Source organism: Streptomyces sp. NPDC015144, from assembly GCF_043079735.1.
GTDB lineage: Bacteria > Actinomycetota > Actinomycetes > Streptomycetales > Streptomycetaceae > Streptomyces.
In genome coordinates, this window is the sequence record NZ_JBIBUU010000010.1 from 52,831 (window position 1) to 73,614 (window position 20,784).

Annotated in this window: 17 protein-coding genes; 10 read left to right on the plus strand and 7 right to left on the minus strand. The window is 71.6% G+C overall.

Annotated features, from left to right (window positions below; translation table 11 throughout):
* Window positions 1–37 precede the first annotated feature (37 nt).
* Window positions 38–2,110 carry a discoidin domain-containing protein gene (locus ACF08W_RS18655; protein ID WP_385213668.1) on the plus strand — a complete coding sequence of 691 codons (2,073 nt, stop codon included), beginning with the start codon at window positions 38–40 and terminating at the stop codon, window positions 2,108–2,110.
* A gap of 24 nt (window positions 2,111–2,134) precedes the next feature.
* Here ACF08W_RS18655 and ACF08W_RS18660 read toward each other — a convergent pair whose 3' ends face one another.
* Window positions 2,135–2,791 carry a TetR/AcrR family transcriptional regulator gene (locus tag ACF08W_RS18660; RefSeq protein WP_392279869.1) on the minus strand — a complete coding sequence of 219 codons (657 nt, stop codon included), beginning with the start codon at window positions 2,789–2,791 and terminating at the stop codon, window positions 2,135–2,137.
* A 224-nt stretch (window positions 2,792–3,015) separates the two neighbouring features.
* Here ACF08W_RS18660 and ACF08W_RS18665 point away from each other — a divergent pair, with 224 nt between their 5' ends.
* The 4 genes from ACF08W_RS18665 to ACF08W_RS18680 all read left to right on the plus strand — a co-directional run bounded on the left by ACF08W_RS18665 (window position 3,016) and on the right by ACF08W_RS18680 (window position 8,076).
* Window positions 3,016–4,134, plus strand: coding sequence for an SPFH domain-containing protein (locus ACF08W_RS18665; RefSeq protein ID WP_385213674.1), 1,119 nt, complete (start codon window positions 3,016–3,018; stop codon window positions 4,132–4,134).
* A gap of 14 nt (window positions 4,135–4,148) precedes the next feature.
* Window positions 4,149–5,264 (plus strand): hypothetical protein, encoded by a 1,116-nt coding sequence (locus tag ACF08W_RS18670; RefSeq protein WP_392279870.1) that lies wholly within the window; start codon window positions 4,149–4,151, stop codon window positions 5,262–5,264.
* 197 nt (window positions 5,265–5,461) lie between these two features.
* Window positions 5,462–6,790, plus strand: a complete 1,329-nt coding sequence (locus tag ACF08W_RS18675) for a condensation domain-containing protein (RefSeq protein WP_392279871.1) — start codon at window positions 5,462–5,464, stop codon at window positions 6,788–6,790.
* A 32-nt stretch (window positions 6,791–6,822) separates the two neighbouring features.
* Window positions 6,823–8,076, plus strand: a complete 1,254-nt coding sequence (locus ACF08W_RS18680; RefSeq protein ID WP_392279872.1) for an MFS transporter — start codon at window positions 6,823–6,825, stop codon at window positions 8,074–8,076.
* A gap of 25 nt (window positions 8,077–8,101) precedes the next feature.
* On the opposite strand, the gene ACF08W_RS18685 is transcribed toward ACF08W_RS18680, so the two are convergent.
* From ACF08W_RS18685 to ACF08W_RS18705, 5 genes are read right to left on the minus strand one after another with little or no spacing between them, the layout of a single operon-like run.
* Window positions 8,102–8,761 (minus strand): YdcF family protein, encoded by a 660-nt coding sequence (locus ACF08W_RS18685; protein WP_385213687.1) that lies wholly within the window; start codon window positions 8,759–8,761, stop codon window positions 8,102–8,104.
* Window positions 8,762–8,779: 18 nt separating this feature from the next.
* Window positions 8,780–9,829 carry a hypothetical protein gene (locus ACF08W_RS18690; protein ID WP_392279873.1) on the minus strand — a complete coding sequence of 350 codons (1,050 nt, stop codon included), beginning with the start codon at window positions 9,827–9,829 and terminating at the stop codon, window positions 8,780–8,782.
* Window positions 9,826–11,151: a hypothetical protein gene (locus tag ACF08W_RS18695; RefSeq protein WP_392279874.1), complete on the minus strand. Its 1,326-nt coding sequence runs from the start codon at window positions 11,149–11,151 to the stop codon at window positions 9,826–9,828. Before ACF08W_RS18695 ends, ACF08W_RS18690 begins: the two co-directional genes overlap by 4 nt.
* A complete protein-coding gene (locus ACF08W_RS18700; RefSeq protein WP_385213695.1) occupies window positions 11,148–11,405 on the minus strand; it encodes an acyl carrier protein in 258 nt (85 codons plus the stop codon). The genes ACF08W_RS18695 and ACF08W_RS18700 overlap by 4 nt, the downstream gene beginning before the upstream one ends.
* A 12-nt stretch (window positions 11,406–11,417) precedes the next feature.
* Complete coding sequence (locus tag ACF08W_RS18705) at window positions 11,418–12,461, minus strand: radical SAM protein (RefSeq protein WP_392279875.1); 1,044 nt, start codon at window positions 12,459–12,461, stop codon at window positions 11,418–11,420.
* Window positions 12,462–13,438: 977 nt separating this feature from the next.
* Between ACF08W_RS18705 and ACF08W_RS18710 the strand changes: the two genes are divergently transcribed.
* Genes ACF08W_RS18710 through ACF08W_RS18725 form a run of 4 tightly spaced genes read left to right on the plus strand, consistent with a single transcriptional unit; the run spans window position 13,439 to window position 19,871 of the window.
* Window positions 13,439–15,121, plus strand: a complete 1,683-nt coding sequence (locus ACF08W_RS18710; RefSeq protein ID WP_385213698.1) for a hypothetical protein — start codon at window positions 13,439–13,441, stop codon at window positions 15,119–15,121.
* Window positions 15,122–15,133: 12 nt separating this feature from the next.
* Window positions 15,134–18,136, plus strand: a complete 3,003-nt coding sequence (locus ACF08W_RS18715; protein ID WP_392279876.1) for a DEAD/DEAH box helicase — start codon at window positions 15,134–15,136, stop codon at window positions 18,134–18,136.
* Window positions 18,133–19,347 (plus strand): hypothetical protein, encoded by a 1,215-nt coding sequence (locus tag ACF08W_RS18720; RefSeq protein ID WP_392279877.1) that lies wholly within the window; start codon window positions 18,133–18,135, stop codon window positions 19,345–19,347. The genes ACF08W_RS18715 and ACF08W_RS18720 overlap by 4 nt, the downstream gene beginning before the upstream one ends.
* Window positions 19,344–19,871: a hypothetical protein gene (locus ACF08W_RS18725; RefSeq protein ID WP_392279878.1), complete on the plus strand. Its 528-nt coding sequence runs from the start codon at window positions 19,344–19,346 to the stop codon at window positions 19,869–19,871. Before ACF08W_RS18720 ends, ACF08W_RS18725 begins: the two co-directional genes overlap by 4 nt.
* A gap of 157 nt (window positions 19,872–20,028) precedes the next feature.
* Here ACF08W_RS18725 and ACF08W_RS18730 read toward each other — a convergent pair whose 3' ends face one another.
* On the minus strand, window positions 20,029–20,451 hold the full coding sequence (locus ACF08W_RS18730; protein ID WP_392279879.1) for a YjbQ family protein: 423 nt from the start codon (window positions 20,449–20,451) through the stop codon (window positions 20,029–20,031).
* Window positions 20,452–20,543: 92 nt separating this feature from the next.
* Between ACF08W_RS18730 and ACF08W_RS18735 the strand changes: the two genes are divergently transcribed.
* Window positions 20,544–20,627, plus strand: a complete 84-nt coding sequence (locus ACF08W_RS18735; RefSeq protein ID WP_352274548.1) for a putative leader peptide — start codon at window positions 20,544–20,546, stop codon at window positions 20,625–20,627.
* The last annotated feature ends 157 nt before the right edge of the window (window positions 20,628–20,784 follow it).

Here is a 20,784-nt window from a genome sequence, read left to right on the forward strand (position 1 = left end):
CCAGTAACTTGAATGCGCATGTCAATCAAGGTGAGTGATGACCATGGTTCGACCCCCACGCCGCAGGCTCGGCTCCCTCACGGTGGTGTCACTGCTCCTGGCCGTGATGGCCCTGGTGCTCGGCCCGCTGCCCAGTTCCGCGGCGGAATCCGATCCGGGCTGGTGGAACCCGACCGCGCGGCCCGCGCCCGACTCCCGCATCGACGTGACGGGCGAACCTTTCAAGGGCACCGACGCCCAGGGACGCGTGCGGGGCTTCGTCGACGCCCATGACCACATCATGTCCAACGAGGGCTTCGGCGGCCGGCTGATCTGCGGCAAGCCGTTCTCCGAGCAGGGCGTGGCCGACGCACTCAAGGACTGCCCCGAGCACTACCCCGACGGCTCGCTCGCCATCTTCGACATGATCACCAAGGGTGGCGACGGCAAGCACGACCCCGACGGGTGGCCCACCTTCAAGGACTGGCCCGCCCACGACTCGCTGACCCATCAGCAGAACTACTACGCCTGGATCGAACGGGCCTGGCGCGGCGGCCAGCGGGTGCTGGTGAACAACCTGGTCACCAACGGCGTGATCTGCTCCGTCTACTTCTTCAAGGACCGCGGCTGCGACGAGATGGCCGCCATCCGCCTCGAAGCCAAGAAGACGTACGACATGCAGGCGTTCATCGACACGATGTACGGCGGCCCCGGCAAGGGCTGGTTCCGGATCGTCACCAGCAGCACGCAGGCCCGCCAGGTCGTCGAGCAGGGCAAGCTCGCCGTCGTCATGGGCGTCGAGACCTCCGAACCGTTCGGCTGCAAGCAGATCCTGGACGTCGCGCAGTGCAGCGAGCAGGACATCGACCGCGGCCTGGACGAGCTGCGCGGGCTGGGCGTGAGCAGCATGTTCCTGTGCCACAAGTTCGACAACGCCCTGTGCGGGGTGCGCTTCGACTCCGGCGCCCTCGGTACGGCGATCAACGTGGGCCAGTTCCTGTCGACCGGCACGTTCTGGAAGACGGAGGACTGCCGCGGTCCGCAGCACGACAACCCCATCGGCAACGCGACGGCGTCGGAGGCGGAGAGCCGGCTGCCCAAGGGGGTGGCCGTCCCCACGTACGCCTCGGGCGCGCAGTGCAACACCCGCGGGCTTACCGATCTCGGCGCCTACGCCGTACGCGGCATGATGAAGCGTCACATGATGCTGGAACTCGACCACATGAGCGTCAAGGCCGCCGGGCAGGCCTTCGACATCCTCGAGTCCGAGGCGTACCCCGGAGCCATCTCCTCGCACAGCTGGATGGACCTCGGCTGGACCGAGCGCCTCTACAAGCTGGGCGGGTTCGCCGCGCAGTACATGGGCGGCTCCGAGGGCTTCAGCGCGGAGGCCCGGCGCACCGAGGCGCTGCGCGAGAAGTACCAGGTCGGCTACGGCTTCGGTACCGACATGAACGGTGTGGGCGGCTGGCCGGCCCCGCGGGGCGCCGACACGCCGAACCCGGTGACGTACCCGTTCCGCAGCACCGACGGCGGCTCGGTGATCGACAAGCAGACCACCGGCGACCGCACCTGGGACTTCAACACCGACGGCGGCGCCCACTACGGCATGGTCCCGGACTGGATCGAGGACATCCGGATCGTCGGCGGCCAGAAGGTCGTGGACGACCTCTTCAAGGGGGCCGAGTCCTACCTGCGCACCTGGGGCAGCACCGAGAAGCACGCGTCCGGAGCCGATCTCGCTACGGGCGCGGCCGCCTCGGCGTCCACGACCCAGTGGTGGAACCCGTTCGTCGACTTCGCCGCGGGGAAGGCCGTGGACGGGGACAGGTCCACCCGCTGGGCCAGCGAGTGGAAGAACGACCAGTGGCTGAGGATCGACCTCGGCTCGGTGAAGCCGGTCAAGCGCGTCACCCTCGACTGGGAGGCGGCGTACGCGAAGGCGTACCGCGTCGAGCTGTCGCAGGACGGCGAGGAGTGGCGGACGGTCTGGTCGACGACCGCCGGTGACGGCGGCCTGGACACGGCGTGGTTCGCCCGGACCCCGGCACGCTACGTGCGGATCCAGTGCGCGGAGCGCGGCACCGACTGGGGCTTCTCGCTCAAGGAGGTCGGGGTCCACAGCGACTGACGGCGAGCGGCTGACGGCCCCGGTTCACCCCTCGGCCGTCAGCCGCCCGGTCAGGTCGGCCCAGTAGGCGTTCAGCATCCGCTTGAGCTCGTCCACGGTCTCCGGATCCGGATCGCCGTCGCCGCTGAACACCTCGTGCAGCACGGCGTTGGCGGCCCAGACCACCATCCGCGTCGCCCGCTCGACCCGCTCGCCGCCGGACGCGCCGGTCAGATGCTCCACGATGCGCCGCAGCCCCTCGGCGATGTACGCGTTGCTCGCCTCGTCGGCCCGTGCGAGCTCGGGGCTGAGATGGCGCCCGGCCCACAGGGCCGTGCCGCCCTCCTGGGACCGGAAGATCTCCGCGTAGCTGTCGACCATCGTGCCCACCGGATCGGTCAGCCCGCCCCGGAGGGCGCGCTCGACGAGTCCGTCGATGGCGGTCTTGAACGCGTCGAGGTAGCGCCGGCCGAGCGCGTCCACGACGGCGCTCTTGTCGGAGTAGAACTGGTAGATGCTGCCGACCGGCGTGCCCGCCTCCTCGGCGATCCGCCGCATCGTCAGCGCCTCGTACCCCTCCTGGGAGAGGATCCGGTCGGCCGCGGCGAGGACGGCCTCGACCCGGGCGCGGCTGCGTGCCTGCTGGGGCCGCCTCCTCAGCCGTGCCTGCGGCGTCGGCTGCGGTCCGCCTGCTTCCGTCACCTGCGCGCCCCCGGTCGTCCGATGACGCGAACGTAGCACGCGGCCGTGGGGCGGGCCGGATGCGGCCCGTCCGGCGGCTCGGCGGCCGAAACGGCGTCCGGGACCGTCCGGCACCCCGTCCGAGCAGCGAGAACACCGAAGCGGCCCGGCCGGCTGTCGGTGCCGGTTGCTATCGTTCCCTGTCAGTTCGGAAGCGGGGCGCATCAGCGAGCGGGGGAAGTTCCATGGGGCTGTTCGACAGCATCCGCGGGGAATTCATCGACATCATCGAGTGGACCGACGACAGCCGGGACACCATCGTGTGGCGTTTTCCGCGCCACGACAACGAGATCAAGATGGGCGCCAAGCTCGTCGTCCGCGAGTCCCAGACCGCGGTCTTCGTCAACGAGGGCCGAATAGCGGACGTCTTCCAGCCGGGCACGTACACCCTGCAGACGCAGAACATGCCGGTGCTGTCCACGCTGAAGGGCTGGAAGTACGGCTTCGACTCGCCGTTCAAGGCCGAGGTGTACTTCGTCACCACCCGCCAGTTCACCGACATGAAGTGGGGCACGCAGAACCCCGTCATCGTCCGCGACCCCGAGTTCGGCATGGTGCGGCTGCGGGCCTTCGGCGCCTACGCGGCGCGGGTCGTCGACCCGGCGGCGCTGCTGCGCGAGCTGGCCGGTACGGACCCGCAGTTCCGTACCGAGGAGGTGCAGCAGTACCTGCGCCGGCTGATCGTCGGCAAACTGGGCGGCGCGCTCGCCTCCTCGGGGGTGCCGATGCTGGATCTGGCGACCCAGCAGGAGGCCATCGGCGCCAGGCTCGCGGGGGTGCTCACCCAGGAGCTGCAGCCGGTCGGCATCGCCGTCCCCACGTTCGTCATCGAGAACATCTCGCTGCCGCCGGAGGTCGAGGAGGCCATCGACACCCGTTCCCGGATGGGCATCGCGGGCAATCTCGACCAGTACACCCAGCTCCGGGCGGCCGACGCGCTCGCCGCCGCCGCGAACACGCCCGGCAGCGGTGTCGGTGACGGCATGGGGCTGGGGCTCGGGATGGCCGCCGGGCAGCGGATGGCCGCCGGGCTCGCCCCGCAGCCCGCTGCCGCCGCCGCTCCCGTTCCTCCGGCGGGCCCGCCGCCGCTGCCCGTGGCGGAGCAGTGGTTCCTCGGCGTCGACGGCACCCAGCAGGGGCCCTACGACCGGGCGGCGCTGGCCGGCCTGGTGAGCGCGGGCACCCTGACCCGGACGGTGCTCGTCTGGAAGGAGGGGATGTCCGGCTGGCTCCCCGCCGGACAGGTGCCCGACATCGCCGGGCTCTTCGGGGCCGTGCCCCCGCCGCTCCCGCCGCAGGGCTGAGGGGCGGTACGACGGTGGACACCGAAGAGCAGAGCGCCCGGGGCGGCGCCGGTTCCCGTTCCTATCCCTGTCCGGCGTGCGGCGCCGCGGTGGTGTTCGCGCCGGGCTCCGACGCCATGCACTGCCCGTACTGCGGTCATGAGCAGGCGGTGGTGGCCGCGGCGGGGCGCGAGGTCCGCGAGCACGGCTTCGACGAGCTGGCCGCCCTGCCCGTCGCGGAGCGGAGCGCCCCGGCCGGGGGGACGCACACCTATGTCTGTCCGGGCTGCGGCGCCCACACCGAGAGCGACGCCCTCTCCCTGCGCTGCCAGTTCTGCGACACCGCGCTGGTCGCCGACGCCTCGGCCGCCGAGCGGGTGCGGCCGGAGGCCGTGCTCCCCTTCGGCCTGGACCGGGACGCGGCCCGGGAGGCGCTGCGCGCCTGGACGTCGTCCCGCTGGTTCGCGCCCTCCCGGCTGAAGAAGGTCGGCGAGGCGGAGACGTTCCGGGGCAGCTACCTGCCGCACTGGACCTACGACGCGCAGACGCTCACCCACTACCGGGGCCAGCGCGGCGACTACTACTACGTCACCGAGACGTACACCACCACCGAGAACGGCGAGACCGTCACCAAGACCCGCGAGGTGCGCCGGACCCGCTGGTCCCCCGCCTCCGGTACGGTCGGCCGCGCGTTCGACGACGTCCTCGTCGCCGGGACCACCCACGTCGGCAACGAGCAGCTCGACAAGCTCACCCCGTGGCCGCTGGAGGAGGCCAGGCCGTTCCAGGCGGAGTACCTGGCCGGGTTCCAGACCGTGCGGTACGACATCGAGCCCGAGGACGGGCTGGTGACGGCCAAGGAGCGGATGGCCACCGTCATCAGGTCCGACTGCCGGGCCGACATCGGCGGTGACGAGCAGCGGGTCAGCTCGCTGGACACGCACTACTCGGCGCTCACGTTCAAGCTGATGCTGCTGCCCGTGTGGTTCCTGACCTATCTGTACGCGGGAACCAGCTGGCAGGTCATGGTGAACGCCCGCACCGCCGAGGTCATCGGCGAACGCCCTTACAGCAAGGTCAAGATCGCCGCGGCGGTGCTGTGCGGGCTGGCCCTCGCCGCGCTGATCACCTTCCTGGTGATGCGCAGGTAGCGCGCCCCGGGGACAACGACCGGACAGGAGCCACGGACGGCAGAGGTGCCGTCCGTGGCTCTTGCCGTGATCCCGACGAGGACCTAGCATCCCCTCTCGATCGACAAAATTGGTCCAGTCCATTCTGGTTCGAGGCTGAACTCCACGTCGGGAGAATCTCGTTGCCCCCGTTCCCGCTCGCTCCGGAACAACGGAGCATGCTCTTCCTGGAGGGCCTCTTCGGCCCCGGGATCTTCCGCAACACACTGATCTCCCTCCCTCTGCGGCCAGAGGTGACCGGGGCCCGGATCCGGTCCGCGATCTCCCGTCTGGAGCGGCGGCAGGAGGCGCTGCGCAGCGCCCTGGTCGGGCGGGCGCCCTATCTCCAGCGGATCGAGGACGTCACGCCCCGGCTGCGCACCGTCGTCGCGCGCCCCGGTGGGAGCGCGGGCGAGCTGCTGGCCGCTCGGAAGGCCGCCTGCCTGGGATCGCCGCAGGTGCGCGAGATCCCCGGCCGTGCGGAGTACGAGCTGATCGAGGACTCGGCCGGGCCGGAGCGGTTCCTGCTGGTGACCCTCGACCATCTCGTCTGCGACGGGCATGCCGAGCGGGTCCTGACGGCCGAGCTGGCGGCCCTGCTGGCCGAGGAGCCCGGACGGACCGACAACGGACCGGCGGAACTTCCGGTGGGATACCGGGAGTTGTGCGAACAGCGGGTCGAGGCCGCGACACGGGCCGAGCGCGAGACCCGGTACTGGTCCCGCACCCTGGACGGCCTCGAACCGGTTGCGGGGCTGATCCCCCGTCCCGGGCGGCCGGGCGCCGAGGGGGCGGGCGACCTCTTACTGGGCCAGGTCCAGAAGCTCTACCGGGGGCCGGCTCTGCACACGCTGGTCGACACCGTCTGCCGGGCCCACGGGGCCACCGCCTTCGCCGTCCTGGCGGCGCTGACCGCGGCGGCGATCTGGCACCGCGGCGGGCCGCGTACGCTCGCGCTGTTCACGCCGGTCTCCACGCGGCAACGGTCCGGGTTCGACGTCGCGGCCGGCTGCTTCGTGCACGACCGTCCGGTGGTCTGCCGCATCGATCCCGACCAGGCCGTGAAGGACTGCTTCGCCTCCGTCATGGGCCAGAATCTGCCCGCCCTCCGCTTCTCCGCGCTGAGCGTCGCGGATCTCGCCTGTGCCGTACCGCCGTTGGGCGCGGCGCTGCTCTCCGACGGTGTCGACTACGTACAGCTGCACGTGGGGACGGCGGGCGGGGCCGCGACGCCTTTCGCGGGCGGCATCGGCCCGGTCCCGGAACCGGACGAGCGCACTCCGCGCGATCTGGGCCCGTTCCGCCCGGCCCTGGACCTGAGCGTCACCACCCTGCGTTTCGAGTTCACCCCCGAGGCGACGACCGCGCGGGCCTTCTGCGGGGGTCCGCCCGGCGGGCCGGCCGTGGCCGAGGAAATCGCCGACGACGTACTGGCACTGCTGGCCGGTGCGGCGCGCGACGCGGACGGCACGGTCGCGTCCCTGGTCGAGAGCGTGTTGCCGCGGTGAGTGCGCGGGCGCACCCCGAAGCCGGCGGTGACGTGGCGGTGGAAGAGCGCGACCGGCGGCTGTGGTCACGGGACTTCGGGCTGTTCTTCCTCTCCCGTGCCGTGGCCCGGCTCGGCGACACGATGCTGCCGGTGGCGCTGGCCGGAGGGCTGCTGCAACAGGGCCACAGCACCACGTCGGTCGGTGTGGCCATGGCGGTGCCCACGGTGTCCTGGGCCGTCCTGGTCGTCTTCGCCGGGGTGATCGCCGACCGGGTCGATCCCCGGCGGCTGATGATCGGGGCGGACCTGGTCCGGCTGGTGAGCCAGTCCTGCGCGGCCGGTCTCTTCCTCTCCGGCCGGGTGGCGCTCTGGCAGATCGTGGTGATCGGTCTCGTCAACGGCGGCGCCGCCGCGGTCTTCCAGCCCGGAGTGGCCGGCACGGTACGCCAGCTGTCCTCGGACACCCAGCGGGGCAACGGGGCGATCCGCACCGTCGAGGCCGTGATGTCGCTCGCCGGGCCCACGGCCGCCGGGCTGCTGGTCGCCGTGGCGTCGGCAGGCAGCGTCTTCGCCGTGCACGCCGGGACCTACGCGGCCAGCGCCCTGTGCCTGTGGGCGATGCGGCTGCCGGGCCGTACGGCGCGGCCGGAGAAGCGGGCCGGGGAATCGGGGACGGCGCGGTCCGCGACCGGCTCCATGCGCCAGGGGCTGGCAGAGGGCTGGCGGGCGGTCCGGGTGCGGCCGTGGCTGTGGGGTGTCCTGGCGCTGTGGAGCTTCTTCGCGCTGACGGCGCGTGGCCCCACCGCCCCGCTGGTCGCCACGGAGATGGTCCAGCGGCACGGTGTGACCGACTACGGCCTCGTCAACTCGGCGCTCGGCTGCGGCACCGTCGCCGGCGGTCTCCTCGCCATGCGGCTCCGGCCCGTCTTCCCACTGCGGGCCGGGGCGGTGGGGGTGGGACTGTTCGCCGTCCTCCCGTTCGTGGTGGGCAGCGGGCTGCCGGTACCGGCGATCGCGGCGGGCGCGGCCGTCGGCGGTCTGGGGATCGCGTTCTGGGGGGTGATGTGGGCGACCAGCATCCAGACCCAGGTGCCGCACGAGGTGGTCAACCGCGTGTACGCCTACGACATCGCGGGCTCGATCGCGTTCCTTCCGGTCGGCGAGGCGCTGGCCGGGCCCGCCGCGGAGCTGTTCGGCCGGCGGTCCATGCTGCTGGCCGGTGCGGTGTGCACCGTCGCCGTGTCGGCGGCGCTGCTCGCCGTGCCGTCGATCCGGCGGCTGCGCCGGATCGACGGCCGGGGCTGAGACGGACCGTGCGACGGCCGTCCGGTCACGCCTTGACCAGGCGGCTGTCGTACCCGGCGCGCACCAGACGGTCGTAGGCCCCGAGGACCGGGGCGGGGACCGGCTGCTCGGTCGCGAAGCCGAGCCGCGGATACTCCTGGATGCGCTGCAACTCCCCGACCAGCATGTCGATGACGAGCTTGCGGTCTCCGATGACCTCCAGGTAGTCCGCCAGGCCGATGCGTTCGGACGCGCACCCGACAGCGACCTCCGGCCACAGCTTGCGGCAGGTGGCGTACGCCCGTCGCTCCATGTACGGCTTGCAGACGAGCAGTACGGAGTCGACGGCCAGGCCCCGCTGGTCCAGCAACGCCCGCGTGTAGGTGATGTTCTGTCCGGTGTTGGCGGCGCGCGGTTCGACCAGCACGGCGCCCTCGGGGACGCCGAGGGCGATCGCGTGCTCCCGGTAGTGCACCGCTTCGCCGCGCGGGAACCGGTCCTTGGTGGTGGGGCTGTTGCCGCCGGTGAACACGAGCGTCGGGAAGAGCCCGGCACGGTAGTGGCCGGCCGCGGTCGTCGCGACCCCGAGGTCGTGGCTGCCGAGTCCGATCGCGGCGGAGCAGGGGCGGACCGGCCCGTCGAGGAGCAGGTAGTCCCAGATCTGCTGTGCGGCCCGCAGGTCCTGGTCGTGGATGGTGGTGGTCATGGGTGTTCCGCCTTCGCCTCAGGTTCGCGGGGTCAGCAGGCCGTCGAGCAGGTTGCGCGGCCGGGCGGCGGCACCGAGCAGTGCCCGGTGCAAGGGCTCCAGGCGTTCGGGGGCGAAGCCGTCGGCACGCCAGTCGTCGTAGGACAGGGCGAAGCCGAGCCGCCGCCACAGCCTTCCGTTGGCGGCCTCGTGGCCGCCCGCCGGCTCCAGCAGGACCAGTGGGGTGGCCGTCCAGAGGCTGTCGAGCAGGGTCCCGCCGCCGGGTTTGCTGACGATGGCGCTCGCCGACCGGGCCAGCTCGTACGAGAGCTGCCGCCCCCGCCCCCGGGAATCCGCCGGGCGCCCGGGTTCCGTGGGGACTTCGAGCAGCGGCGGCAGACCGTCGTCGTGCCAGGGATGCCAGTCGGGGTCGAGGGTGAGGCACCGGACCCCTTCGACGGCCGCGGACGCCTCGGGCACGATCAGGTCGAGCGGCAGACCGGCCCCCGCCAGTTCCCGCGCCCGCTCCCGGTAGCTGCCGATGGCCCAGCCGCCGCCGTGGACCAGCAGCCGTCCCCCGCGCGCGGGCCAGGGGACCGGCGGGCGGGTGTCGACGGGGATGGTCCAGGGCAGGGTGCCGTCCTCGCGGGCCAGCCACACATGCTCGGCGCCGGGCGCGAAGCGGCCCGCCCGCCGGTACGACGGCGAGATCACGGCGTCGACATGGCAGGCGATGGTGCGGGTCGGCCGGCGGTCGAGGTAGCCGTCGAGGAGGCGCAGCCAGAAGCCGGAGAACACCACGAAGGTCTCCACCCCCTGGTCCTCCCAGTGCTTCTCCAGCGCCGCCACGGTCCGCGGTGCGATGTCGTCGACCGGGTCGGTCGCCAGGCCCTGGGCGGCCACCGCGAAGCGCAGGTCCCGCTGGAAGCGCCGGCGGGACTCCACGACGGCCGCCAGCCGGTCGGCGGGCAGCCGGCGTTCCAGTACGTCGACCATGACGTCCGCGCCGCGCTCGCGCAGCCGTTGGGCGAGGCGCAGACCCGGGACGTGGGCGCCCAGCGCCACCCCGGAGGTGAGGACGGCGATCATCCGGCGGGCACCTCCGCACGTGTCGTGGAGATCCCGGCGGTCGCCGCGCAGCCCTCGGTACGGGCGCGCAGCGCCGGGAAGTCGCCCGGTGCGCAGAGCGCGGCGCAGACGAGCCGGCCCCTCGGGGTGCGCAGGGTGCCGCCGGACAGGGGCAGGACCCCGGGCCGGGCGCCGCCGCCGTAGAGCAGTCCCGCCGTACGCAGCGCGGACAGGAGTGAGGTCACGTCGGCTCCGGGTTCCACGAACATGTCCTGCTGCCACAGATGCGCCCGCAGGCCGTGCGGCCGGACGCGTTCGTCGAGCTCCAGGGTGAGCAGCCCCATCGACATCCGGGCGTTGATCTCCAGCACGGGCAGCCAGCCGCCGTCGGCCAGCAGCATGGAGTCGATTCCGGCGGGGCCGAAGTAGCCGGCCGCGGCGAGGGCGCCCGCCACTCGCTCCAGGACGGCCGGATAGCCGCGCCGGTCGAGTTCGGCGGGCAGCTCCGGCGGCACCGGGTGGGAGACCGCGTGCCGGTAGCCGCCGTTGGTCATGCCCTGAAGGCCGCGCAGGGACCAGGTGCCGTCGCGGCGCACCTCCAGGTGGGCGGAGAAGTCGTGGGCCCGCTCGTAGCGGCGCTGCACCACCAGTTCGGTGTGCAGCCCCTCGTTCTCCTGGGTCCGCAGTCTGCGGACCAGCCGGCGCAGCGCCCCCGGCCCGGTGAGTTCGACGGTGCCCCGACCGGCCACCCCGTAGGGGTCCTTCACCAGGACCGTGCCCGCGAGCCGTTCCACGGCGGCGGTGAGTTCGTCCGCGGAGCGGACCACGGTGCCCGCTCCGGGGAGTCCGAGCGCGGCCGCCAGCTCCGACGACCACGCCTTGCCGTTGACCTGCTGGACCACGGAGGGGGGCGGCAGCTCGCCGGCTCCTCCGGGATGCCGCCGCGGCAGCCGCGCGGTCGCCGGGAGTACCGCGTACGGCCGGATGTCCGCGGTCGTGGCCAGGGCGGCGCACAGGGCGGGGTCATCGGCGAGCGCCTGCTCCACGACGGCTCCGGCGTCGCCCGTCGTCGCTTCTCCGGCTGCCAGGGACCGGAAGGTGATGCCTGCCTCGCCGAGTGCGTCGAGCTGGGCCGGGGCCAGGGCGCCCCGGGTGACCAGCAGGTCGTCGGGCCGGCAGGCCGCGGCGAGCGTCTCGTCCAGGCCGGCGACCACCGAGTGGGCCCCGGCGCCCGCCAGGCTGGGTAACCGGGCGAGGGAGGCGGGGCGCCAGAACCGCTCCGCGTCGAAGGTGCCGAAGCGGGCGGTGCCCCGGGGCCGCCGCGAGCCCGCTCCGGCCGTCACCGGGAGGGTTCCCGGCGCGCGACGACCTCGGCGCTGAAGGTACGGACCGAATTGAGCTGCTGCAGGCTCAGGTTCTCGAAGTCCAGCTCGATGTCGAACTCGTCCTCGATCTGCAGAAGGAATTCGATGGCTTCCAGCGAATCCAGGCCGAGGCCGGCGACCATGTCGACTTCGGGCGATATCTCTACGGGCTCGGTTCTACGGCTGAGCGCCTTGGCCAGGACGTGCATCACACGGGTCTCGATGTCGTTCATTTCCTGCACCGTTCACACCCCGTTCATGTAGAGAAGAATGCACTTCGAGCAGACCGGCATCATTCCCGTCTCCGCGAGGATGGTCCGGACGCGGCGGAACCGCTCGCTCTGCCACAGTTGCAGCGTCGGCGTCTCGTAGAGATTCCCGACGACGAACTCCGGGAAGAACTTGCACGAACTCACGTTTCCGTCCGCGTGCACTTCCATGCGGTTGGTGACGGCCAGGCAGCGGGTGCGGCTCTGCGCCGGGCGCGAGGTGCCGAGAATGAACGGCTCCACCTCGTCCTCCGTCAGTTCCGGCTGATAGCGGATCCGGGGCGACCAGGTGCGGGAGGCCAGTCGCGCCATGGACTCCCGCAGCACCGGCAGCAGCTCCTCGGGCAGCCGGTACGTGTAGGAGTGCCAGGTGGGACGGGCGGTGCCGGTGTCGGGCTCCAGCCAGGCGAAGTACTCGCGGTAGACGTCGTCCATCGCCTCGGCGACCTGTGGGCCGATGTACCAGGGGAACTGGAAGTAGACGGTGTTGACCCCGACTTCCTCCGCCCATTCCATGAACTCGTACATCCGGTGCACGGTGACATGGGAAACCATGCATCCGACGGAGACCTGGCCGCGGTACTCGCCTTTCCGCTGGAGGTCGAGCATGGCCTCCATGTTCTTCATCGTCCGTTTGAACGTGCCGCGGCCGCGCAGTTCGTCGTGGTCGGAATCCAGCCCGTCCAGGCTCACGAGAAGGTTGAGATGCTCCCCGATGCGCAGCAGATCGTCCATGTGGCGCTGGAAGAGCAGACCGTTGGTGCACATGGTCACGGTGCGCGGATAACGTTCGATCAGACGCGACACCTCGTCGAACCTGCTGTGCATCAGGGGCTCGCCGCCCCAGATGTACAGCCGCCCGGGCACCCCCGACGTCTCCCGCAGGATGTTCTCGATCAGTTCCGGGGCGAGCTCCTGCCGCTGCTTGTCGATTCCCCAGTCCCGGAAGAATCCCTGCTCGTTCCACTGGTAGCAGTGCGTGCAGCGAAGGTTGCACTTGTAGGTGAGCTGCAGACTCACCTCACGCGGAATATCCGCCGCGTAGGAACGGTCGGCACGTAATCCTGCCCGGGAAGCAGAGCGAATCGCGACCGTTTGCTTGATGTCCGCGAATTCCTTGTCGGTGAGCTTGCGACTCGTCCTGGGGGACATCTCTCTCCTCGGTTCGGCTGGCAAGGCAAAGCGAATTCGTGGAGCAATGCGACGCATCGTGGCGCGTGCACGCCGCCACTGTCAACCGCCCCCCGGCCCTCCGGACACGAGCGCCAACTCGCCTTCACCCGCTGGACGTTCGACGGCGCCACCCCAGGTGGAGGGCTTGACACCCATAGATGGTCTAGGCCATTATTCCTGAGTCTCGCCCTGCCCGTCGGCATGGGTGATCACTTGATCCGAATTACCGCCCCGGAGGCCGGTCGTGGAATCGAGCGCATGGGACAGCCCTGCCACGACTGCAATTCAGAATGAATTCACCAGACCCACGACCGACGCGATACAGACGCCTTGAAAAAGGTCACCGCACCGGGCCCCTACAGCGCCACCACGTTCGCCAACCTCGCGCTCACCGAGAGCCTCCACCTCGAAATGCGGATGCGCGGGGCCCCGGTCCAGGTGTCGGTGGTGACCCCCGGATCGGTCAAGAGCGAGATCTTCTCCACCGCGCGCACCACCGAGACCGCCACTTCTGGGTGGTCCCGCAGCCCGACCAGCTCGACCCGATGCTCCGCCCCCGGACCGAGATGCTCCTCTCCCGCACCGACCCCCGACTCCTGGGCGAGTTTGCACCGGAACGGTGCCGTTGCTATGGGGTCGCCGAAGTACGCTAAGGAGTCAACCGATTACCGAATGACCTCCGGAACATACGGGCTAGTGTGATCCTCGAACTCCACCTCAGGTGCCGGGCGGATGCCCTGGCGGGAGTCGTGGTCGAGTCGTAGATCCCGGAGATGCGAGGGGTTCCGTTGGGGGGAACAAGGCGTCGGCGACCCACCGTGGTCGTGCTGACCGCCCTGCAGGTGGAGTACGAGGCGGTCCGCCGCCACCTGGAGAACGTACGGGAGGTCGAGCTGCCGCAGGGCACCCTGCTCGACGTCGGCCGGATACCGGGCCTCGACTGGGAAGTGGCCCTGGCCGAGACGGGCCCCACCAACACCCGCGCCGCGCTCGTCACGCAGCCAGCGATTGAGCACTTCGACGCCGAGGCGGTGTTCTTCGTCGGCGTCGCCGGTGCGCTCAAGGACCACATCCGGCTCGGTGATGTCGTCGTCGCCAGCAAGATCTACGGATATCACGGCGGCCGCGAGAGCGTGGACGGCTTCAGCGCGCGGCCCGAGGCCTGGGAACCGACCCATGCCATGGAACAGTTGGTGCGCTCCGCCCGCCGGGAAGGCAACGATCCATGGGCCTTCCTCTCCCCCGACGCGCGCCCCACCCCGGTGCCCAGGGTGCACATCGAGCCGATCGCCTCGGGGGACGTGCTGGTCGGCTCCCACGACTCCGAGACGGTCCGCCGGATTCGGAGCCACTACAACGACGCCGTGGCCGTGGACATGGAGAGCCAGGGCGTCGCACGAGCGGCGGCCATGCGCGGCACCGTGCGCATGCTCGCCATCCGTGGCATCAGCGACCACGCCGGCCCCGGCAAGGCCTCCGCGGATGCCGCGGGCTCCCAGGAGACAGCGTCCCGGCACGCCGCCGCCTTCGCGGTGCGGGTGCTGCGCGATCTGCGCCCCGCCCGGCCGTCCGCCCCGGAGCCGGCCACGGCACCCGCTGTCGTCGTGGTGCCCGGACCGCACCGCGCGGCCGGACCCGCGGCCTGGGACAGTCAGCCCGTCGTCGACGTCGGGGACCACCGGTATCTGCTGTACAAGGGGCCCGGGGACCTCCTCCACGAATCGCGGGACGGCGACGTGGTACGGCGTCAGGCCGTGGCCCGCCTGTTGTCCGACTCGGGCTCCCCCGGCGCCTACGTCTGGCTGCGCCAGGTCGAGTGGCCGAGGTCGCTCCGCCTCCCGCACCCCGACCCTTTGGCCGTGTTCCAGCGGGAAGCCAAGCTGTGCCGTGAGGTCCGCGGCCCGGGCGTCGTACAGCTGGCGGGAAGCAGGAACACCGCTACGCTCGCCCTGGCCTGGCCGGCCGACCCGAAGCTCGGCCACCCCCTGGAGACCCTGCACGAACTGCTGCCCGAGGCGCCCGCGCCGGTGGACCCGATGCGGCTGTGGTCGATCGTGAAGGGGCTCGCCGAGGTGGCCGTGGCCCTGGAGCGGCTGAGCCGCGCGGGATACTCGCACCGGGCGCTCCAGCCGACCGCGGTCGTCATGAAGCGGCAGCGGACGGTGCTGCGCGACCTCGGTCTCGCAGCGGTGCCACCCCGGACGGGCGAGAACCCCGGGCCCGGTCAGGCGCCCGAGCAGCGGTACGGCTCCCGCTTCCGCCCCGGACCCGCCACCGACGTCTACCAACTGGGTACGCTGCTCCACCGGGCCCTGACCGGACATTACCCCGCCCCCGGGCTGCCGCCCTACCGCCCCACCACGGAGGCTGTGCCGGTCGGTCTCGTCCACGCGGTCGCCAGTGCGCTGCGGGAGGACCCGCAGGAGCGCCCAAGGATCCGTGCGTTCCGCGACGCCCTGCTCGGCACGCTCCCCGAGCTGTCGTCCGTCCCGCCGCCCCAGCGCTGAGGAGCGCCGTCGATGTCCGTCACCACCGTCGCCCTGCGCGCTCCCCTGGTACTCGTACCGGGAATCAAGCTGGACGAACAGCTCCGGACAAAGTCCGAGTCCAGCGCCGGGCTGCCGTCCGACGTCACGCAGATCGTCCACGACCTGAACCAGCTCGAAGGCGGCGCCCCCGTCATTGTCAGCCCGGGCAACGGCACGTACAGGCCGTCCTTGCTGGTCCACACGCGTGCGTACCGGCTGCGCCTGGAATCGACGAATCGGGGTACCGGCTACTTCGTCAAGCACATCGACCCGCTGCGCCTCGCCGACCACGCGCGCCTCGCCCGGTCCTGTCTTCTGGTGCATCCGCCCGCCTGGCACATGGTGTTCGAACTCAGGGCGGTGCCCGAGGGCTCGGACGCCCAGTGGCGGGACCTCGAAGAAGCCTGGGAGGGTCTCGGCGAGACCGAGCCCCAGCAGCCGGAGGCCACCGTCGGCGAAGCCCAGGCGGAGTTCCTCGCCACGTTGGACCGGCTGATCGACGCGACCGAGGAGATCACCACCCGGGACGAGCGCGAGGCCGCCCCCTTCCCGTACCAGCGTGTGACGGCCACGGGTGGTCGGCGCGGCAACACTCCGCAGTCGGTGTACGAGTTCCAGCTCATAGGGCCCGAGCTGCCGCCGGCCGGCAGCCTCGTCCGCATCCAGGGGGACACGGAGACCCGCGGCAAGGTGAGCAGGACCGCGGGGAGTTCCGTCACCCTCCGCTTCGACCAGCCCGTGTCGTGGGACCGGATCCCCGCTCGCGGTGCCCTGGAACTCGTCCCGAGTACCGTGGTCTTCAACAAGCAGCGGCAGGCCGTCGCGAGCCTCCGCGCGGGGGACACCAGGAATCCGGGCCTGCTCGCGGCCCTCGTCGAGCATCGGGTACGTACCATCCCGCCGACGACCGCGCGGCCGCACGAGGAGCTCGACCCCGAACAACTCGAAGCATTCCGCAAGTCGTTGACCACCGAGGACCTGTTGGTGGTGCTCGGACCGCCCGGTACAGGCAAGACCCGGACCATCACCGAGATCGCCCGCACCACCGCGCTCGCGACCGACTCCGCCGGCGGCCGGGTCCTCGTCACGTCCCACACCAACCGCGCCGTGGACAACGTACTGGCCCGGCTGCCGCGAGATCTCGTCGTCATCCGGGTCGGGGACGAGACCAAGGTCCACGCCGATGTGAAACCCCTGCTCCTGGAGGAGCAGTCGGAGAACCTCTCCGAGGGAATCCGCCACACCATGGCCCAGCGCATGCAGGCATACCGGGTGGCGGAGGCCGCCGCTCCCTGGACGGCGGAACTCGCCACCCGGCTCGTCCAGGTCGACGACCTGGCCCAGCGGGACGAGGCCGCCGCCCTCCGGCTGCGGGACGCCGTCCGCGCGGCCGGCGCATCGGCGCAGGAACACCTCACCGCGCTCCAGCACGAGGAGAGCGCACGGAGTTCGGCCCGGGCCTCGCTCGCCGAGCGGGCCGCACGCCTGCAGGCGACGGTGCGGGCCGAACAGCAGCGCTCCGACGCCTGGTTGACCGGTCGGCTGCACCGCTTCAGGGCTCGCCGCGGAGAGGAGAAGCTCACCGCGGTCCGGCACGAGCTGCACCAACTCGACACGCTGGGCCCCGAGCTGGAGCGGCAGACCGCAGCCGCACGTGCCGAGGTCGACCGCGCGGTGCGCGACGACCCCGCGGTCGCCTCGGCCCGGACCGCCCGCCGGACGGCGGAGAACCTGCTCGGCGCGGGCATGCACTCCGCCTACGAGGCCGCCGACATGGCCGTGAGCGCGCTCGGCGCCGTCATGCCGGACGTGCCCGCGCCCACGCGGCTGCGGGACCCGGCCGACGCGGCAGCCGCCCTGCACGCCCTGCGCCGACAGTTGGAGGCGTCGCTGCCGCTCCTCACCCAGCGCCGCGAACTCAGCGAGCAGTGGCGGGCCGCGATCGGCCAGGACACGAGCCAGCTCGTGCCCGAACTCGTCCGCTACGCCCAGGTGGTCGGCGCCACCTGCATCGGGGCCGCGTCCCGGCCCGAGCTGTCCGGCGTCGACTTCGACCTGGGGATCGTCGACGAGGCGGGCCAGATCGGCGTCCCGGACGCGCTGGTGCCGCTGACCCGGGTACGCCGCGGCGTCCTGGTCGGCGACGACCGGCAGCTGCCGCCCTTCCTGGACAGCACGGTGGCCGAGTGGGCCCGGGACACCGGCGACCCCGCGCTCCTCCGCCTGACGTCACAGAGCGCCCTGGAGCAGCTGCGTGCCGGTCTGCCCGCCTCCCATGTCGTCCAGCTGACCCGGCAGCGCCGGATGCCCGCCGAGATCGCCGACTTCATCTCGGCAGTCTTCTACCGGGGAGAGCTGCTCACCGAGAAGGAACACCGGCACACCGACCCGTTGTTCGCGAGCCCGATGGCCTTCGTCGACACCGCCGCGCTGCCCGAGCGCGTACGCCGCGAGTCGGGCGGACGCCGGACCGAGCGCGGCGGACGCAAGGGCTCCTCCAACCTCTGCGAGGCGCGCCTCCTGGCCCGCCTCGCCGCCTTCTACCACCGGCGGGGTTCCGAGTGGGTGGTGATCGTCCCTTACGTCGCCCAGCGCCTGGAGGTGGTCCGCCACCTCACTCCCCTGATCGGCGACTCGCAGCTCGCGGACGCCTCGGTCGGCAGCGTCGACTCCTACCAGGGCGGAGAGAGCGAGGTCGTCCTGTACGGCTTCACCCGCAGCAACCGCGAGGGCCGGATCGGATTCCTCAAGGAGCTGCGCCGCGCCAACGTCGCCTTCACCCGCGCCAAGAGCCAACTGGTCCTGACCGGTGACCTGGGCACCCTGCTCAGTGCGGACGACCCCGGCTTCCGCGCTCTCGCGGAGGACCTGCACAAGCATCTGCTGGACCGCGGTGACCTGCGGAACTACCGGGAGGTCATGGCGGCGCTCGACGAGACCGTGCCGGATCCGGGGCACGATGCCTCCGCGGCCTCGGAAGGAGACCGTCCATGACCACCGCCCAGCGCCTCATGCCCTTCCCCCAGGAGCGGGTCCTGGAGGACGCCGCCTTCGGCCACGGCATTGTCCCGACCCGGCTCTACGCCCTGCTGCTGCCGGTCTGGCAGGTGGAGATCCGCGCCGACATCACCGAGGGCGAGGACTTCTTCCTCATCGACCGCTTCCTGGGGCGCGGGCTGCGCCACGGGCGTCTGCACACCGTCGACGAGCTCGCCTCGTTCTTCGCCCTGGACCGTGCCCTGGTCGCGCAGGCCGTACGTTTCCTGACCGCGATCGGCCATGTGCGGGAGTCCGGGGGCCGCTTGGCCCTGACGTCGTTGGGGCAGCGCTCGGTGGACGACGACATCCGCTATGTGGTCACCCGCCAGGACCGCCGCAAGCTGTTTTTCGAGGCCCTGAGCTGTACCCCGCTGACCCGGGCCCACTACGACGAAGAGGTCGTGACCCTGCTGTCCGGCGACAGACTGTCCCAGGTGACAGGGAGCGACCATTACCCGCGGTTCACCCCGCTCCTTGTGACGTCCGGCTTCGACCGCCTGGCCCTGGACCGCCTCAGGAACCGCGAGGACCGGGCCCGGTTCAATCTGCCGGCCGCCCTGGACACGCTGGAAAGCGTGGACGAGCAGCTCGTCTTCCTGCCGGTCTATCTGGTGCGCGGCCGGAAGGGGCTGCTCGTCTACGGCCAGGCGGGGGCGGGGCTCGCACACGACCCGGAGCTCAGCGAGCTCTGCGCCCGCGCTCCGGAACTCACCCACACCCTCGACAACGAGGAGAAGGAGGACGAGGCGGGCGATCGCATCCGGCGGGCGGCCCAGAACTGGCTCCGCAAGCAGGAGTTCACCTCGGTCGCCCCCGAGCAGGACGACGACGGCGCCTGGTCGGTCTCGCTGCCCGCCGCAGCCTTCGGGGACAACGGCCTCCCGGTGAGCCGCATCGGCACGTACCGCATGGTGGGCAGCCGCTTCTTCCGCGTGTGGTGCCCCGCCGAGACGCCCCGCAAGCGCGCTCTGCTGGACCGCCTGGACCAGCGCCTCGGCTCTCGGCGACAGGTCACCCGGCGGGAAGCCGAAGACCTCATCGCTCGCCTGTCCCGCCAGCTGGACCTGGAGATTCCTGACCTGTCCACACTCCGCGGCGGCGCCGAGAAGACCGGCCTGAGCGGCCTGGCGGCCCAGCTGGCCCGACTGGAGGAAGAACCGAAGTGATCGACATAAGCCAACTCCTGCTCGCCGAGTACGACCAGATCAAGCAGGAGCAGCGGGCCCGAATCGGCTTCCGCGACAATCTCATCTACGCCACCCTCGGCGTCATGGCAGCGGTCGTCGGCTCGACGCTGGCCCGGACCGACCATCTCGAACTGCTGCTTCTGCTGCCGCCGATGTCGGTCATCCTGGGCTGGACCTATCTGGTCAACGACGAGAAGATCTCGGCCGTCGGCCGGTACATACGGGACGAGTTGGGCCCTCGACTGAAGGACCTCGCCCCGGAAGGGGCCGAAGTCTTCGGCTGGGAGTCGGCGCACCGCCGCGACGACCGACGGAACTCCCGCAAGCGGTTCCAGCTCGCCGTGGATCTGCTGACCTTCTGCGTGGCCCCGCTCGCGGCACTCATCATCTACTGGGCGCTCGGCCCGAAGGACTGGCCGCTCCTCACGATCTCGGTGGCGGAGACGGTCATGGTCACCGCCCTCGCCGTCCAGGTCGTGCGGTACGCCGACCTCTCGCGCTGACCAACGCCGACCGGTGCACCCGCCCGTCAGCAACCGCTTCCGGCCGACTCCGTGAACCGCCGGGTCGCCTGTGGCGACGGAACCCGGCGGAGCCCTTCCGCGCGTGCAGCGCCTGGCGGCAGCGCACTGCTGCGCACATGAAACGCCGAGCCGGCAGCTACCCGAGGAACGACAGCCGCACCTGCCGCTCCGGATTGTCCTTGTTCGTGTCGACCAGGCACACCGACTGCCACGTCCCCAGCTCCAGTCGGCCGCCGATCACCGGGAGCGTCGCGTGCGGTGGCACCAGGGCGGGGAGGACGTGGTCGCGGCCGTGGCCAGGGCTGCCGTGGCGGTGCTGCCAGCGGTCGTCGGCGGGCAGGAGGGCGTGGAGGGCGGCCAGCAGATCGTCGTCGCTTCCCGCCCCGGTCTCCAGGACGGCGATGCCGGCGGTCGCATGGGGTACGAAGACGTTGAGCAGGCCGTCCCCGGACCCGGCGTGCTGGGCGAGGAAGCGCTCGCAGTCGGCGGTCAGGTCGGTGACGGTCTCCGTCGTGCCGGTGACGACGTGCAGAACGCTGGTGGCGAAGGCGTGGGGCATGGGCCCATCTTCCCGCCCGCACGCGGATGCCGCGCGTCCGGCTGCCGAGACACCGTTGACCGCTCCGCTCGGGGATCGCTACGTTCGGCGCCATGTTCCGTTCAGCTCTGCTCACTTCGCGCGGTCACATCGACCTGCTGCGGGTGGCCTCCGCCGCGTGTCGCCGCGGCCGCTGACGTTCCCGCAGTCTTTCCGCCGCCGGTGAGCGGGGGCCTTCGCCGCCCGTTCCGCCCGCCGTACGCGGCTGCCCTCACGCGTCCCGGACCGTAACGCTCCCCGCGCGACGCCGTTCCGCGCCCCGGGCGCCGGGCTCGCCCTTCCCGGACTGTTCAC

Excerpts from the sequence above, each read along its gene's own strand:
- ACF08W_RS18655 (WP_385213668.1), top strand. The coding sequence starts at position 38 with ATGACCATGGTTCGACCCCCACGCCGCAGGCTCGGCTCCCTCACGGTG.
- ACF08W_RS18665 (WP_385213674.1), top strand. The coding sequence starts at position 3,016 with ATGGGGCTGTTCGACAGCATCCGCGGGGAATTCATCGACATCATCGAG.
- ACF08W_RS18675 (WP_392279871.1), top strand. The coding sequence starts at position 5,462 with ATGCTCTTCCTGGAGGGCCTCTTCGGCCCCGGGATCTTCCGCAACACA.
- ACF08W_RS18685 (WP_385213687.1), bottom strand. The coding sequence starts at position 8,761 with ATGACCACCACCATCCACGACCAGGACCTGCGGGCCGCACAGCAGATC.
- ACF08W_RS18690 (WP_392279873.1), bottom strand. The coding sequence starts at position 9,829 with ATGATCGCCGTCCTCACCTCCGGGGTGGCGCTGGGCGCCCACGTCCCG.
- ACF08W_RS18700 (WP_385213695.1), bottom strand. The coding sequence starts at position 11,405 with ATGAACGACATCGAGACCCGTGTGATGCACGTCCTGGCCAAGGCGCTC.
- ACF08W_RS18715 (WP_392279876.1), top strand. The coding sequence starts at position 15,134 with ATGTCCGTCACCACCGTCGCCCTGCGCGCTCCCCTGGTACTCGTACCG.
- ACF08W_RS18720 (WP_392279877.1), top strand. The coding sequence starts at position 18,133 with ATGACCACCGCCCAGCGCCTCATGCCCTTCCCCCAGGAGCGGGTCCTG.
- ACF08W_RS18730 (WP_392279879.1), bottom strand. The coding sequence starts at position 20,451 with ATGCCCCACGCCTTCGCCACCAGCGTTCTGCACGTCGTCACCGGCACG.
- ACF08W_RS18735 (WP_352274548.1), top strand. The coding sequence starts at position 20,544 with ATGTTCCGTTCAGCTCTGCTCACTTCGCGCGGTCACATCGACCTGCTG.